The 15,649-nt window shown below is 48.1% G+C and carries 13 protein-coding genes; 2 read left to right on the forward strand and 11 right to left on the reverse strand.

The features are described from left to right. Positions 1–257 precede the first annotated feature (257 nt). The 3 genes from ACCC71_RS09720 to ACCC71_RS09730 all read right to left on the reverse strand — a co-directional run bounded on the left by ACCC71_RS09720 (position 258) and on the right by ACCC71_RS09730 (position 3,431). Complete coding sequence (locus tag ACCC71_RS09720) at positions 258–1,391, reverse strand: TRAP transporter substrate-binding protein (protein WP_434309432.1); 1,134 nt, start codon at positions 1,389–1,391, stop codon at positions 258–260. Then, positions 1,388–2,311 (reverse strand): alpha/beta hydrolase fold domain-containing protein, encoded by a 924-nt coding sequence (locus tag ACCC71_RS09725; RefSeq protein WP_434309433.1) that lies wholly within the window; start codon positions 2,309–2,311, stop codon positions 1,388–1,390. Before ACCC71_RS09725 ends, ACCC71_RS09720 begins: the two co-directional genes overlap by 4 nt. A gap of 190 nt (positions 2,312–2,501) precedes the next feature. Beyond that, positions 2,502–3,431, reverse strand: coding sequence for a LysR family transcriptional regulator (locus tag ACCC71_RS09730; protein WP_434309434.1), 930 nt, complete (start codon positions 3,429–3,431; stop codon positions 2,502–2,504). 160 nt (positions 3,432–3,591) lie between these two features. Here ACCC71_RS09730 and ACCC71_RS09735 point away from each other — a divergent pair, with 160 nt between their 5' ends. Continuing rightward, on the forward strand, positions 3,592–4,092 hold the full coding sequence (locus tag ACCC71_RS09735) for a TRAP transporter small permease (protein WP_434309435.1): 501 nt from the start codon (positions 3,592–3,594) through the stop codon (positions 4,090–4,092). Continuing rightward, positions 4,089–5,375 carry a TRAP transporter large permease gene (locus ACCC71_RS09740; protein WP_434309436.1) on the forward strand — a complete coding sequence of 429 codons (1,287 nt, stop codon included), beginning with the start codon at positions 4,089–4,091 and terminating at the stop codon, positions 5,373–5,375. Before ACCC71_RS09735 ends, ACCC71_RS09740 begins: the two co-directional genes overlap by 4 nt. A 113-nt stretch (positions 5,376–5,488) precedes the next feature. On the opposite strand, the gene ACCC71_RS09745 is transcribed toward ACCC71_RS09740, so the two are convergent. The 8 genes from ACCC71_RS09745 to ACCC71_RS09780 form a co-directional block, all read right to left on the reverse strand. Next, entirely contained in the window at positions 5,489–6,355 is an 867-nt protein-coding gene (locus ACCC71_RS09745) for an EamA family transporter (RefSeq protein WP_434309437.1), read from the reverse strand. Between the two features lie 203 nt (positions 6,356–6,558). Then, positions 6,559–7,584 (reverse strand): hypothetical protein, encoded by a 1,026-nt coding sequence (locus ACCC71_RS09750; RefSeq protein WP_434309438.1) that lies wholly within the window; start codon positions 7,582–7,584, stop codon positions 6,559–6,561. Further along, positions 7,571–10,801, reverse strand: a complete 3,231-nt coding sequence (locus ACCC71_RS09755) for an MSCRAMM family protein (RefSeq protein WP_434309439.1) — start codon at positions 10,799–10,801, stop codon at positions 7,571–7,573. The genes ACCC71_RS09750 and ACCC71_RS09755 overlap by 14 nt, the downstream gene beginning before the upstream one ends. 15 nt (positions 10,802–10,816) lie before the next feature. Then, positions 10,817–11,185 (reverse strand): hypothetical protein, encoded by a 369-nt coding sequence (locus ACCC71_RS09760; protein ID WP_434309440.1) that lies wholly within the window; start codon positions 11,183–11,185, stop codon positions 10,817–10,819. 25 nt (positions 11,186–11,210) lie between these two features. Further along, a complete protein-coding gene (locus ACCC71_RS09765; protein ID WP_434309441.1) occupies positions 11,211–12,533 on the reverse strand; it encodes a DUF4214 domain-containing protein in 1,323 nt (440 codons plus the stop codon). A 524-nt stretch (positions 12,534–13,057) separates the two neighbouring features. Next, positions 13,058–13,855: an XdhC family protein gene (locus tag ACCC71_RS09770; protein ID WP_434309442.1), complete on the reverse strand. Its 798-nt coding sequence runs from the start codon at positions 13,853–13,855 to the stop codon at positions 13,058–13,060. Between the two features lie 12 nt (positions 13,856–13,867). Beyond that, entirely contained in the window at positions 13,868–14,644 is a 777-nt protein-coding gene (locus ACCC71_RS09775) for an ABC transporter ATP-binding protein (protein ID WP_434309443.1), read from the reverse strand. Beyond that, positions 14,641–15,648 carry a FecCD family ABC transporter permease gene (locus ACCC71_RS09780; RefSeq protein WP_434309444.1) on the reverse strand — a complete coding sequence of 336 codons (1,008 nt, stop codon included), beginning with the start codon at positions 15,646–15,648 and terminating at the stop codon, positions 14,641–14,643. Before ACCC71_RS09780 ends, ACCC71_RS09775 begins: the two co-directional genes overlap by 4 nt. Between the last annotated feature and the right edge of the window lies 1 nt (position 15,649).

The following is a 15,649-nucleotide window of genomic DNA, read 5'->3' on the forward strand; positions in this document are numbered from 1 at the left end:
TATGCCTTAGAGCAAAGAATTTTGCTTCGCGAAATTCTCACGCCGAGCGCGGCCGCCATCGGCGTCATCTTCCTTTCGCGCTCGCGTGCATCCTTAGCGGATCGTTTTTTATTTCATAGGAAATGGGGGCGGAATTTCCTATGAAATGGAAAAAAGGCGCCGCTGCTCATAGATAATTTCTTGTCCATGAGCAGCAGCCCCTTCCTATCTTACATCAAATTTTACAACTTATACAGACTTTCGAATGTCCTCGACGATTACTTATTTGCGGACTCCGCAATCGCCAGATACTGATCTACGATCTCATCTCCTAAGTCTGCACGAACCATATCTACAATAGGCTCGCCGGCAGCTACGATAGCCGCACGAATCTCATCGGTAACAGGAAGCACCTCGATCTGACCTTCCATGGCCTGAATCGAATTGTTGTAATCTTCCTCAGCTGTATCGCGGCAAAGCTCGCCGTAGCGCTCGGCAAATTCTACCAGAAGACTCTGATAAGCCGGATCCAGGCTATTATAAGTGTCCAGGTTCATTAAGATAGGGAACACATAGGTGATGGACTTCATATCCATGTAGTAGTCCTGCACTTCATAAAACTTCATCGCAGCTACAGCCTGAGCCGGGTTATCCTGCGCCTGCACCAGACCTTGCTGCAGAGCTACAAACAGTTCGCTGAAAGCCAGGGGCGTGGGATTGCATCCCAGATTCTCATAGTAAGCCTGATAATATTTGTTTTCTGGGCAACGAATGCTCATTCCTTTAAAATCTTCCGGCTTTTCGATCTTCGTATTGGTGGACAGACCACGGAATGTATTGGTGGACAGACCCAGGATCTTCATACCATACTCATTTACATAACCGTCAAAAATTGGTGCAAACTCTGCTACCGCATTATTTGCCTTAATGATATCGTCAAACAAGCTTGGGATATCAAAAATTGCTGCCTGCGGACAGGTGGTAGACAGAGATGAAGTCGCCACATAGGCCATGTCTACATCTCCCATAATGCAGCTGTTGATTAACTCATTGTCATTTCCCAAGGAGCCATCCCATACTACTTCGATATTCAGCTTACCTCCAGATTTTTCTTTCACTTCTTCTGCAGCCTGTACCTGCAAGTTATAAATCATGTTGGCAGAAGAAGCAGCGCTGGCGACCGTCAGATTGACTGGTTCCAAATTTTCAAAAGCAGACGCATCTGCTGCGGCTGTCGTATCTGCAGCTGTGGATTTCTCCGCTGCGGTAGTAGCTTCCGCCGCTGTGGTACCTGCTGCTGCCGTGGTATTTGCGGCAGCTGTCGTCGCTTCGCTTCCATTTCCGCAGGCGGCCAGTGACAATACCATCATACTACTAAGTACCATTGCTATTACTTGGTTTCTTCTTTTCATTTTTCCCTCCTAAATTGAAATTTATTTTGAAATTCTCGATCCTGCTCTCCTTTTGCCTCAAAGAGGTCACGATGCGCATCCTCCCCTTCCATCAGGTAAATCTCCGGCAAAGGTGTTCTGGGCGTGAGCCTCCCATCAGGCCAAAATATCTCGTCCAGAAAATCAATGCAACGATCGATATTTTCATCTGTTTTGAATCTAGCATCTCCGTGCTCCGCACCTTCAAAAAGCTCTAGTGTAGCCCGTTCCAGGCCGCATTCTTCCACAATTTTTTGATAAAGCCGCTCCGACTGCCGATAAGAAACCAGTCGGTCGCCTGTCCCATGTTGAATCAGAGACGGTACAAAATCCCCAGCAATGTATCGAATACTGCTAGCCTCTACGGCTCTTTCCGGATTCTCTTCAATCACACAGCCCAGCATCTGACAAGCCGGGCTTTCCATACTGCCTCCATGCATATGTACCGAATGTCCACAGATTTCCGTCATATCGAGATCTTGGGTTGCTAAGTTCGATACCCCATACCAGCTAATCATTCCATCTACCTGGCAGCTTTCATTTGGGTTTCCCATTGATAAATCTTCTATCTGATGTCCCCGACAGGTAGCGGCCACCAGCTGAACCAGATATGCTCCCGCCGAATTCCCCCACAATACAATGCGCTCCGTATTGAGCCGGTATTTTTCCCGGTGAGCCCTCAGAAATCGTATCGCAGCTTTCACGTCATGCACCTGGAGAGGCCATTGGCCGTCCGGAGCCAGCCGGTAGTCCACCGTAGCCACCGCATACCCCTGAGATACTATCTTGAACATAGAAGAGATACACGCTTCCCTCCGTCCCCCAGAAATCCAACCGCCTCCATGGACAACTACCACCAGCGGATATGGACCCGCCCCGTCCTCTGGCAGAAATATATCCATTTTTTGCTCCGGGGACTGTTTTGCATAAAAAATGTCGGTAAACGTCCGAGGGAACTGTGTTACATCTATTTCCTGCTGCAACATTCCTTGTTCCTCTTTTCTTTCTTGCTTACCGACATTGTATATTCACTTTTTTATGCTGTCCAATATATAATATGTCATGTATGTATATATTTAAATCTATCAATTATCATTTTTCCTTTGTAGCAATTCTATCTGCCGGAACCTGATAATCTTCTTTCTTGGAGAAATACTCTAAAGTAAACTTCCGAAACAACACCGAAGCTTTTGAGACATATCCCGTATTCTTCCAGTGGAGATTAATGCAGCGTTTACATTCTGGTTCTATAATTGGGATATATCGAAGATCGGAAGACGACGCCTGTTGATCCATCCAAGAAACCTTTGGAATAAAGGCAAGACCTACGCCAGTTCGGACAAAGCCCTGGATCGTCATATAGTCGTCGCAGTCCATAATGATTTTCGGCTTAAAACCAGCGATCTTGCAGTAGGTATTGATAGCATAACGCAAATTAGACTCTGCCGGTGAGGAAGCAATCAGATCTTCATCGGCAATTTCCCTCAGCCGCACAAACTCCCGATCAGCCAAGGGGTGCGTCTTGGGCACTGCCAGAAGGATTGGCTCCTCCAAAATTGTCAATTCATTGGGGGCGCTGACTTTTGTCATAGAAGAATATACGGTAATATCGCAACGCCCCTTCTTTAAGTCGTCCAAAAAATGTTGATGCTGCTCCACAACAAATTTCACACCGGGATGCTGCTCTCGAAATCTGGCGATCAAATCCGGGAAACCAATTGGCGCCACTCGAAGTGAAATCGTAATGGTCGCGTTTCCAGTGGCTTTATATTCCTCAATCTCCCGCTTGGCATCGTCTACCGCATCCACCACCATATCCGCATAGTGCTTAAAAATCTTCCCGGCATCATTTAAGACAATGTATTTTCCTTTTCGGTCAAAAAGCTCTGTCCCCAGCTCATCTTCTAAAAGGCGGATCGTCTTACTGAGGGACGGTTGAGCAATATGAAACTCCTCCGCAGTCTTAGTCATATGTTGAAGCTCGGCCACTCGTTTAAAATAACGCAGCTGTAATAGTTCCATATCCGTTCCTCCTTGCAGATTCTGTCTTACTTTTGAAAATCTTTTTGATTGCCACATGCATATTCATAGATTTTATTCTATCGTTTTATATTACATTATATATTAGACATTATGATAATTCAAGAATAAAATGAAATCACACAAAAGGAGGAGGATTGCCATGAAAATTTCTAAAATGTTCCGATGGCTCGATCTTTATTTTGAAGAAGCAGTCTGCGTCATCTCGCTGATACTGCTCTCCGTCGTCATGATGCTGCAGATTATTCTCCGCTACATTTTCCAGAGTCCGCTTCCCTGGGCCGAGGAATTCTGCCGCTATTGTTTCATCTATTCCTCGTTGTTTGGCGTCGGCTATTGCATCCGCAACAATAAAATGCTCCGAGTAGATCTTTTAGTCAGCCTGATGCCAGCTTTTTGGGGAAAACTTTTAGATATCCTGGGAGATATCGCTTCTCTTGTTTTTTACGTTTTATTTGCCTATGCCTCCTGGCAAACAACAATGAAACTGATGAGCCTTCATCAGCTCTCTCCCGCCTTGCAGATACCGATCTGGATCGTTTATCTGTCAGGTCCCGTAGGATTTGCCCTGGCCATTATACGCATTATCCAGAAATTTGTCCTACGGCTTCTACCATCACAGAAGAAGGAGGTTGAACTATGACAGCCCTTGTTTTTATTATCTTTTTTGTAGCCTTATTTTTGTCCATTCCCGTGGCAATCTCCCTTGGTTTTGCCACTGCCCTGCCAGGTCTTTTGGACTCTGCCTTTAAGGGAAATCTTCAGTTTATCTACCGTTCTCTGATCAGCGGTCTGGATGTCACTACGATTCTCGCCATCCCCCTGTTCATGCTGTCCGGCTCCATCATGGCCAAGGGCGGTCTATCGGAAAAACTGTTTGATGTTTTTGCTGTATTTATTGGAAAAGTCAAGGGTGGCATGCCTTGCGCCGTTATCGTTACTTGCCTCTTCTACGGCGCGATCTCCGGCTCTGGCACAGCAACTTGCGCGGCTGTCGGCGCCATGTGTATCCCGGTTTTGACCAATCTGGGTTATGAGAAAAAGTTTTCAGCAGCTTTAGTGGCTACAGCCTCCAGCCTTGGCGTTATCATTCCGCCCAGCATTCCCTTTATTGCTTATGCCTTAGTGACCGAAGTATCTGTCAGCGCCCTGTTTACAGCCGGCATTCTTCCAGGAATTTTGATCGCCCTGTGTCTGATGGCATACACTCAATTCTATTGCAGAACAAAAGGTGAAGATCGTGAAAAAATTGAAGCGTCTTACCACCGCTTAAAAAATCGCGGTGTTCTGCATGTGATTTTAGATGGATTTTGGGCGCTCTTAACTCCGATCATTATTCTGGGCGGCATCTATTCTGGCATTGTAACTCCCACAGAAGCGGCCTGCGTTTCCGTTTTCTATGCGATCATTGTCTGCCTCTTCATCTACAAAACAGTAACCTTTAAAGAGCTTTTAGTCTTTTTCCGCCAGGCAGTATCCTCCTATGCTCCGCTTGGGCTGATGATGGGATTGGCGCAAGCCTTTGCCAAGGTTCTAGTTTTGATGAATGCGCCTCAAAGCCTGGCAGAATTCCTGTCCACGGCGGTAAACGATCGGATTGCGTTCCTGCTTCTACTGAACCTGGTTCTGATTCTAATCGGCATGGTTATGGATGTAGCGCCTGCTATGATGATTTTATCGCCTATGATTTTGCCTTTTGCCAAAAGCCTTGGCATCGACGGTATCCATCTCGGTGTAATCATGGTTTGCAATCTGGCGATTGGCTTTGTAACGCCACCTTTTGGCTTAAACCTATTTATCTCCGGCCCCATGATCGATACGAATCCCATGCAGGTAGGAAAACGAGCTTTGCCTTTTATTCTCTCCTATCTGGTGGCGCTCCTACTTATTACCTATGTACCGCAGATCTCCATGCTCTTGCTGTAGCTGTTTGTTAGGAGACCATTGCCATGAGGCTTGTACCCTTGTCAATGGAAGGCACTCTTGTTAATTATATCCATAAAAAGTAACCGGAAGGGAATCGCCCTCCGGTTACTTTTTTATGCCCATATTGCCATTCCCAGCGTTCCGACGACCATAAGAATCAGCCCCCAAAACGCTCTCTTACTTAATCTTTCCTTGAAAACGAAATAAGAAAATGCAACGGTTACAAGAATACTCAACTTATCGATCGGCACGACAACGCTGACCACTCCATTCTGGATTGCATAATAATAACATAACCATGACGCTCCGGTTGCTAGGCCAGAAAGGACGATAAATAAAAATTCTTTCCTATCAAGACACTTGAGTTCTTTCTGCTTGCCTTTGATCAAAACAATCAGCCATGCCATCACCAGCACAACGCCGGTACGAATCGCTGTTCCAAGATTGGATTCCACATTGGTGATACCAATTTTTGCAAGAATCGAGGTAAGCGCGGCAAATACAGCGGATAAAAAGGCATAAAACATCCATCCTCCGTTTTTCTTTGTCCCCTCTATTTTCTTTTTTTCAATCATAAGAAAAATACCGGAGGCAAGAAGGAGGGCGCCAACCAATTTGACCGGCAGATGATTCGTCTCGCCAAACAGAAGGATCGCAAGCAGCACCGTCATAACGGTGCTAGACTTATCGATCGGTACCACTTTATTGACATCCCCGATTGAGAGCGCTTTGAAATAACAAATCCAGGAAGCGCCTGTCGCCAATCCTGAAAGGATTAAAAATACTAAGGATGTCGTATCCATATCCCAAATGGTATTTACCGTTCCAGCCATAAATACCATAAGCCATGAAAATAAAAGCACAATCACCGTCCGAAGCGCGGTCGCAACATCTGAATCCGTTTTTCGAATTCCGCATTTGGCAAGAATTGAAGTAAGCCCTGCGAAAAAAGCAGATAAACCTGCAGCAGCAAGCCACATCCTGACACCCTCCCTTTCCCGTACTTTTTCTTCATCTATGATATCATACAAACCATTTTCTTCCAACTTTACTTTTTATTATTCCAGTTTTCAATTTCACCAGTATCTTCCATTGACATGTACTTATCCATGGAAGGCTCCGATTTATCCGCAGTTTTTGGTCGTCAAATTTATTATGACTTTCCGAATGCTTCCTTATGCGATCACGCTTCCTTCTTTCTCTTTTCCCTCCACAAAAAAATCGCCGCCAAGAAAATACCCGCGGAGGTTCCTGCTCCCAATAGAGGAAGAACTTCGCTTACCTCCCCTTCCGGCTGATAATACCCAAGAACCGTGTAAATCGTTTCTATGCCTGTCTGCGTCTCTATCTCCGCTTGATATACAGCGGTCAACACCGTTCCCCAGACATCATCTAACTCCCCAACACCAGAATAGTACCCGTGATAGTCTGTGACAAAACGCGCGCCGGATACCTGAATCTCCCGTCGCAACACTCCATTCTGATCATAGGAAGGACTGGACCAGCTCATATGGCGAATCCGATAGTAGGCTGGGTCCAGCCCCAAAACGTGCAAAACTGCTTCTTCCTGCCCTGCCAGGCCCAACTCATCTTCGCCCAGCGTCACCACTTGCTCTCCCAGTACAAAGGCCGAGGCATCGGCTGGTTCCGCTGTCAATATTGCCTGAAAATCCTCCTTCCAATGCTGCTCCTCCGTTGTCTCTGTCAGAGCCAACGTCACTGTTTTCGATGTTCCCAGCGCTGCATCTTCTATCTCAAATTCCGCATAGGGAGGAAACGTCGGCTTTTCTACCCGGTCAAAATAGTCAATCCACCCTTCTGCTTTCTGAGTACGGCCACGGATTGGAATTTTTTCTTCTCTGGTTTCCTGCAGATGATACGCTACCCCATCCTGCTCTAACATGGGCTCTGGTTCCCAGGTTTCTCCCGGAAGCAATGCTCCCGATGACCTCGTCTCTGTCCGAATCTCCGTCTCTATCACCGGCTCGCCAGCGGATTCCAGAACTTCTGTCCGCAGCAGCCGATACCAAATCCCGTCCTTTTCCCTTTTCTCCGGAAATACATATTGCTCCGCCTCCGACGCATCCATACACTCCACAACATCCATCCAAAGGGATTCTTCTTCCGCCTTTCCTTTTACGAAGATAGGACACGCTAAAAGGCAAAAGCCGACCCATAATACCAACCATCTTCTTTTACTGCCCGCCATGGTTCCTCCTTCTTTTCATCCACCTTGCGACGCCCAAACCAACGCCGGCGAAACCAAACAACATCAACCATCGCGTTAAGGATGCAGAGTCCCCGGTCTTTACACCTCGCCTCATAGCCTCCCCGTCATAGTGACCGGTGATTGTTCCCAGACGTAAATCCTCCATCGACACACGCTGCACCTCTCCGGTATCCTCCACCAAAAACCGCACTTCTTCCGCCAGAAGATAGCCTTCCGGCGCAGAAATCTCTACCAGGATATATTCTCCCACCGGCAAACGCTCAAAATATTCCGGAACATCTCCACTCTCCCATTCCCGCAAAATCTGCCCGGAAGAATCGCGAAGCTGCAGGATCGCGCCCGGCAGGCGTTTCCCCGTTCCCAAATCCAGCTTTTCTATCTCTACCTTTGTCACGTCCTCCATGAGCTCTACCACCTGTATCCCTTCGGATTCTGTCACGGTAAAAGGCAGATCCTTGGCACAGACATATCCCTGCTCTATGGGCGCGACGATCTCCCGTAAAATGTACGTTCCAGCTGGTATCCCATGAATCTGGTGGGGTTCTTCTTTGCTGACCCACTCATCGATTATCGTACCATCCTCACGTAACACCTGTAGACGCGCTCCCGGAACAAATGCTTTCGCTGTCATATCCACTTTTCGTATCTCCACTTCTAAAGCCGGGTCCGCCACGCGGACTTTTATAACCGGATCTCCCGCCGCGTCCAGTTCCGCCTCTGAGCCGGATACAGTAAATGTTACTTTCTCATCCCCGATTCGATAACCAGGCGGAGCCTGGATTTCTGTCACTGTATAGGTTCCCGATACCGTCATCAACGGAGTGGTTACGGTCCCCGTCTCATCCGTCACAAAGGTATCCACCCACCGTTCCCCTACTTTTTGACGAATCGTTTCCCCTGCTTCATTCCGAAGTTGGAAGGTCGCTCCGGCCAAAGGAATCACCTCGCCGGTATCCTGATCCACCTTGATGATTTGAATATAAGCTTGAAAAGCCGTATCATTTAAGATGATCTGTATAGGTTCCGACAAATCGTGTTCCCGAATCTCCACCAAAAAGTCGCGCACCGGCCCATATCCTTCGGGAACCTTGGTTTCCCGAACCTGATAGACGCCGTATGGCAGCTCTGTGCTCATCCCACATCCGTTCTCGTCGGTTTCCACGATAGCAAACGTGGAGGCCTGTTCCCATCCGTCCGCATCCACCTCTCTCTTCAGCTTCCAGGTAAATTCTGCCCCAGCCAGCGGATTTACTTCACCGGCCGAACCGTCGTTTGAAATCTTCAGCAGGTGAACCCGCCTTTTCTTCACCGCATCTTTGACGGTTACCTCCTGGAAAACCAACGATTTTGTCTGATCTTCCCCAGATAAAACCACGTCATATTCCGCCGCGTTAAGCTGATAGCCCTCCGGCGCTTCCAATTCTTTTATAAAATAGGTTCCCAAAGGCAGCTCCGTAAATTCAGCGGCGCCATTTTTAATGATCGCCTGTCCCACCTGCTCGCCTGCCCGGAAAAGAAGTCCACTGTGATCGGGCCGAATGATGTCTGTTCTTGCAAATAAACCGTAGACGGCTCCTTCCAAAGTCGCGTCCCCCTGGGGAATTTTCCCGCTTTCTTCATCTTCTTTCGCGATTCGTATCTGTCCTTTCATCGGAGTATTTTCCAGAGAGTAGGAAAATGCTTGATCTTGGCGGGTGATGACAAACTCCTGCGACCATTCGTCATTGACATAGCCATCCGGCGCCTTTGTCTCCTGAATCTTAAATTTCCCCTGGTTGGAAGGAGTATAGGCCAACTTTTCTGCGAAATAGACACCGTCCCCTCGGTCCGTCAAAAATCCTTTGGGCGTGTATTGGCTTCCGTCCCACTCCAACAGGGAAAACTTCGCGCCGCTGATCTTATTTCCCGACTCTGCATCCCTTTTTTCCACCTGAACCGAGGCCTGCCAGGGATTATTGGTTACGGTATAGGAAAAGAGCTGATTGTTCTTTGTTAGTATCAATTCTTTGTTCCACCCTTGGTTTTGGTGTCCATAGGGTGCTTTTTTCTCTGTAATACGATACCGGCCCTGGTTCACCGGATGATAGGTGATCTGTTCCGATTCATAAATTCCCCCTGGTTTTTCCTTTAAGTGCGAATGAAACTGATAGGCTGTCCCGTTCCATTCCTCCAAATCAAATGCCGCGCCTGACAAATCCGCGCCTTCTTCCGATACCTTCCGCACGGAAACTTGTCCGAACCATTCTGTATTTTCCGCCTTCACATAGGGAACTTCATTCCGGGACCCATAGGTCAAATGAACCGGATAGACCGTATCATTTTGATTGGTTCCCTTGGGAGCGGTTATCTCCTTTAGATAATAAGTCCCCTCCTGCCCAGAAAATACAACGCTCCCTCTTCCATCGTCGGAGGTAGTTAGATCAGCTACGAAATCTCTGCACGCCGCATCCGCATATACACCGTATACAGCTCCCTTATATGCTTTTCCCGATGTTTCTCCGACTTTATAGACGCCAACCGCAAGTTCATCCGGCGCCGGTTGAAATGTGGAAAAATCATAGGTAAACATGTCCTGATTTGCTGCGCTTCCTGACCCATAAACCGCTATCTCCACCGAGTAAGCTTGATCCATACCGCTGCCCAAAAAATCTTCCGCCAGCTGATACGTATTGTCCGCCCACTCTTTATTTTCCTGCCCCCAAGAGATGTACGTTCTGCGGACACAATCCGCACATTCCAAAGAAGAAAGTCCTTTCATCGCTGCCCAAACCCATATTTGCATCAAGAGATACTGCCCGCTCTCGGACGTCATATTTTCCAGATCCGGATTTCCCCACTCCATCTCTCCATAAATACAATTTTCCAGATACAAAGCAAACATCAGCCCATGACGAATCACTTCCTGTTGTGATTCCGAAATTTTTTCTCTCATCTCCATCTTCTCATAGATGGTCCCGGAAGGACTGTGCTTTCCGTAATCCATACAGAACGCAAGGCTGTCGTCCAAGGTCATCAAATACAGCGGACCATGGACCGAATCGTAGATATCCATTTCAAACTGCTGAAACTGCGGACTCCTCTTAGTATGCAAAACACAGCGATCAGAAAAGGAGTCCGCTGCTTTTAGATTCAGGCTGCCAGCCAGCAACATGACCCATGCAAGAATCCAGGCCGCCTTCTTTTTCCATGCTCTCATAAAATCCCCCATTTCTTAATAGCCCAAAACGGGCAGCAACTCTTCCATGTCCCGGAATCCTTGTTCATAAAAGGATTCCAAGTCCTCTACCGTCAAGTTTTGAAACACGGTGCCCTGAAAGAAACGCTCTGCTCTCCACTCCGGCAGCCTTTCATCTCTGCTCATGGCAAGAATATTGTCCAAGGTCTCGTTCTGAAACAAATTCCCCACCGTATGTGCCAACGCTGGATTTGTATAAAGCCCCTGGCGGCGCCCGCTCTCATACCAGCCGCATTCGGCCTCCTGCTGTGAAATTTCCGAATTGGGCGTCTTGGCATAGACCAATGTCCCAAACAGCAAAATTACAGCCATGCCTGCCAAAACTACTTTTTTGCTCTTTCGCATCTCCAATCTCCTTTCCATTGATCTCTTACGGCTCGAATACCATAACCCAGTAAGAGCCCCGCTCCGTCTGATACCTGGCGCATGCCACCGACCGATAGCCCTCCGCCATCATATTGGCCCGGTGGCCCGGACTGTCCATCCACCCTTGAAAAATTTGCTTCGGATCCGCCTGACGATTCGAACTATGGGCAATATTTTCTCCTCCCACATGGCCTTCATGGCTATAATTCTCCGTGATTTGGGCGGCCCGGCGAAGAGCCAAATTCTCCAGCTTTTCTGATGTGGTTAGGGGAGGAAGCCCCGCCTCCGCTCTGGCTTCATTGACCAATTTTTGCATCTGGTTTACCACCTCCGGTTCCCAAATCTGTATCCGGGGAAGTTCTTTTTCCACACCGCTCCCGCTTCCCACCTCTATTTGATATTGTTCACAAAGGTTTCGGAACTCCAAACTGCCGGTAAAGCAGTCTATCAACTCTGCTGGAGTCCTTCTCCCTGCTCTCACCGCATTCAACCACCCATTTTTTCCCGCTTCATCCGAACTGCGCCCTAAAATAGCCTGATAAAGCAGCTCTGTATAATCTGCCAGACCCATTTCTCTTTGGCGGAATTCCTCGCTGAACAAAAATCCCTCCACGACTTCTGCCCCGCTTCCTCCTTCCAGCAAAAAGGCGGTCCAATTGTTTAATCCGTCAGCCTCTCCATCCCTTTGAAGAACCAATTGGTAGAGACGCTGGACAAAAGATGTTGCCTGCTCCTTTCGATCCCGCGGCTCCGGCGATGTATAGCTCCCGCGAACCACACCATATTCGCCGCAAAGACCGGTAAATTCTTCGGAATTCACAAAACCGCTGAAAACCAGGTTTCTACTTGATCCTACGGCTAAGCGCCTTAACCAAAATCTCTTTCCCTCCGTATCCGATGCCCGCCCTAGAAGCGCCTGGTATAAATCCTCCACGTATTGATCCTCGCTTTTCCCCAAGAGCAGATATTCCTCGGACCGAAAAAAGCCGCCTGCCACATCTGCTCCGGTTGCCGCCTCACTTTTCAGCCGCTCTTTCCAAAAATGCCGCCCTCCGGAATCCGGCTCTCTTCCCAAGCAAATGCGATATAACCGAGTGACAAACGCATCCGTCCCTTCTTGTTGACCGAAATCCATGTTCTCCGCCGCAAATACGGACGCGTGAAGACTTTCACTTTTTGCAAGCACCAGCGCACGTGGAAATCTGCTTTCCTCGAATACTGGCATACATGGGAATCTGCTTTCCGCTTTTACCTGCCCAGAAAAAGCTACGCTTCCCGCCGCCAAGGCCAATGCCCCCGCCAAAAGCACACATTTTCCTTGTTTCATAATACACTCCCTTCTTTTCTGCCGCCTGTAAAAAGCGGCGCTGTCTTCTATTGGCAAGATCATAAAAAATAAACCCAACAAACTTGTCTATTTATAACGTTGAGATAAAAAGATATTCTGTCCCCTCTGAATTTGAAAAATGTCACAAAAAAGTTTCTGCATAATTGAACAAAAAAGAGATGAAATAGAATCGATAAAAAGAAATGGTATCTTCTGGAAAACAAAAAAACACCTCTAATTAAAAAGAATGATACTGGAAAATGAATAAGAATCCATCAAGATACGCACCCAAGCGGGACGTTATAAGAGGAAAGGCTGAATGCTTCACGCCCTCCTAGAATTTAGAACGGTAACTGTAAATGGATTATAACATTAAAGTCTAATTTTGTCTACTATCTTTTTTACAAATTACTTTGAATAGCAAATCCGTTCCTTTTGCTGGCTTTACACGCAAATGCGCCGCAGATGCAGGAAACCGTCCTGCATCTGCGGCGCATGCATAACAAAATATTTTTTCACATTTCTTATTGTTTCATGGGTTTTCCCGTGCGTCCATTCTTTACCATCAGCATTTCCGCCAGGATGGAAACCGCGATTTCTTCTGGCGTCTCGCCTCCGATATCTAGTCCAATCGGGCTATAGACCGTGCTGAGAACCTGCTCCGAAACTCCCTCGCCTTTTAACCGATCATAGACCGCCTGCACTTTCTTTCGGCTTCCAATCATGCCCACATAAGCACCATTTTTCTTTAGCACGGCTTTTAAAGCTTCCGCATCAAAATGGTGGCCAAAGGTCACAATCACATAAAAAGCTCCTTCCGGCAGATCGATCTTCGGAAGATCCTTTTCGTAATCTTTGATCGGTACAAATACATCCGCCAATTCCGTCTTATCCTGAATCAATTCTAAATCTCGATTATCAAACAGCATAGTACGAAATCCTACCGTGCGGGCCAGAGGAAGCAGCGCGCCTCCCACATGTCCCGCCCCGCATACCACAAGCAAAGGCTTTGCGGAAAAAGCCTCAATCCAAACGGTCATATGCCCGCCGCAGGTCATGCCGGTCTCCGACGCAGGCGAAGTCAAATCATAGGTGCGCAGCGCGCTTTTTCCGACCCGCAAATATTCCATCGCATCTTTTACCGCCATCCGCTCCATAGCGCCGCCGCCAACGGTTCCTTCGGTGCTGCCGTCCTCATAGACCAGCATTTTCCCGTTGCTGCGGGGAGTGGAACCATCCGACTCTACAATCGTAACTGTTGCATATCCTCTGCCCTGCTCCTGCGCTTCCAGCTGCTTACTTAACAATGCTTTTTCGTCCATTTTGCTCCTTTCTCAGGCTTTTCCCATCAACCACGCATTTCCTTGGGGAACAATCTCCACCTCGCCGTAAACCGCGGCCAACTTACTCTGGATTTCCTCGCAGTCCGCTGTTCCCATCTGAATTTCACCGCAAATGCGCCCGTCCTTCAATAAAACGATGCGGTCGCAATAATTCATGGCGAAATTCGGATCATGAAGCGTAATCAATCCCGCTTTTTTCTCCCGATGAACCGTATCACGAATCTTTCCCAACACCATGTGGCGGTTGCAAAAATCCAACGCGCTGTCCGGTTCGTCCATCAGAAGAACAGGCGTATCCTGCATCAGCGTTCTTGCCAAAATTACCAACTGTTTCTGCCCTTGGCTAAGGATGGAAAACTCCTTTTCCTTCCATTGATCCAAACCTAGTTTTTCCAAGATCCGAACCGCCTTCTTCCTCTGGACGTCGCTTGGCGATTCAAAGAGGCGCAGGTACGGATTGCAGCCCATCAACACGACTTCCCATACGGTAATGCCATCTACCTCGCTGCTGACTTGAGGAATAAAAGACATTCGGCGCGCCCGCTGATACTCATGCAGGCGGATACAATTCTCCCCTAAAATCCGGCATTCTCCAGAAATATGGGGAAGAAGTCCACAGATACCGCGCAGCAAGGTGGTTTTTCCGGAACCGTTTAAGCCGAGAAGGGCACAAAATTCGCCTTCTCCCAATTCCAGATCAATGCCGCTCACAATCTCCTTTTTTCCATAGGAGACAGAAAAATCGCTCAGTTTCAATAAAGGGTTCACCGCACGCCTCCCTTCTGCCGGCACATCAGATAAAAGAGAAATGGCACAGCCAAAAATGTCGTCAAGATGCTAATCGGTATTTCCGCACTGCCAAGGCTTCTTGCCAAGCAGTCGGCCGGAATCAAAATAGCCCCTCCCATCAACCCGGAAAGGACCGTCAACGCAGTGCCGCTCCGTTTGATCATCAGCCGCGCGATATGCGGCACTACCAGCCCGATAAAAGCAATCAATCCTGTCACGCTGACCACCGATGCCACAAGCAATGTGGAAAGCAGCAGGACGGACAGGCGCACCGGGCGAATCCGCACGCCCAGCATCCGGCATTCATCTTCATTTAACGCCATCAGGCCAATCTGACGCCGCAGTAAAAATAGTCCAGCAAGAGATACCAAAAAGAGCGGAGCAACCACCAGCAGTTTGGTGCGGGTGGCTTGGGCCAGGCTGCCCATGGTCCAAAATTCGATGGCGGCCAGTTCATTCAAAGGATCGGCAAAGTATTTTAAAGTCATAATCAGAGCCTTTGATATGGCGGACATGACAATCCCGGCCAACACATAGGTGGAAGTCTGATTCAATCCGGTTACACGTACCAGGGCCATCACCAAAAGCACCACTAAAATGCCGCCGATAAAAGCCCCGCCTGCCAAGGCTGCCGCCGAACCTCCCAGAAATAAAATTGCAGCGGCGGCTCCCAGATTAGCCCCAGCCGTTACGCCGATGATATCCGGAGAAGCCAAAGGATTTTTAAAGATAATCTGATAGATGCTTCCCGCCACTCCCATCGCCATACCTGCCATCAAAGCCAGAATCGTCCGGGGCAGGCGCAGCGTATAAAACACCTGATAGGCCATGGTATCTTCCATCCCACCACGGAAAATACCCCAGATCTCCGAGAGAGAAATGGGGTACTGACCAATACAGATCGACACGAAAAACAATACCGCAATGAGTATTCCGGTTCCTGCCATCGCTATTCTTGGTGACAATCCTTTGCGCTGCTTCATC

Source organism: Hominifimenecus sp. rT4P-3, from assembly GCF_051055405.1.
Taxonomy (GTDB): Bacteria; Bacillota; Clostridia; order Lachnospirales; family Lachnospiraceae; genus Pseudolachnospira.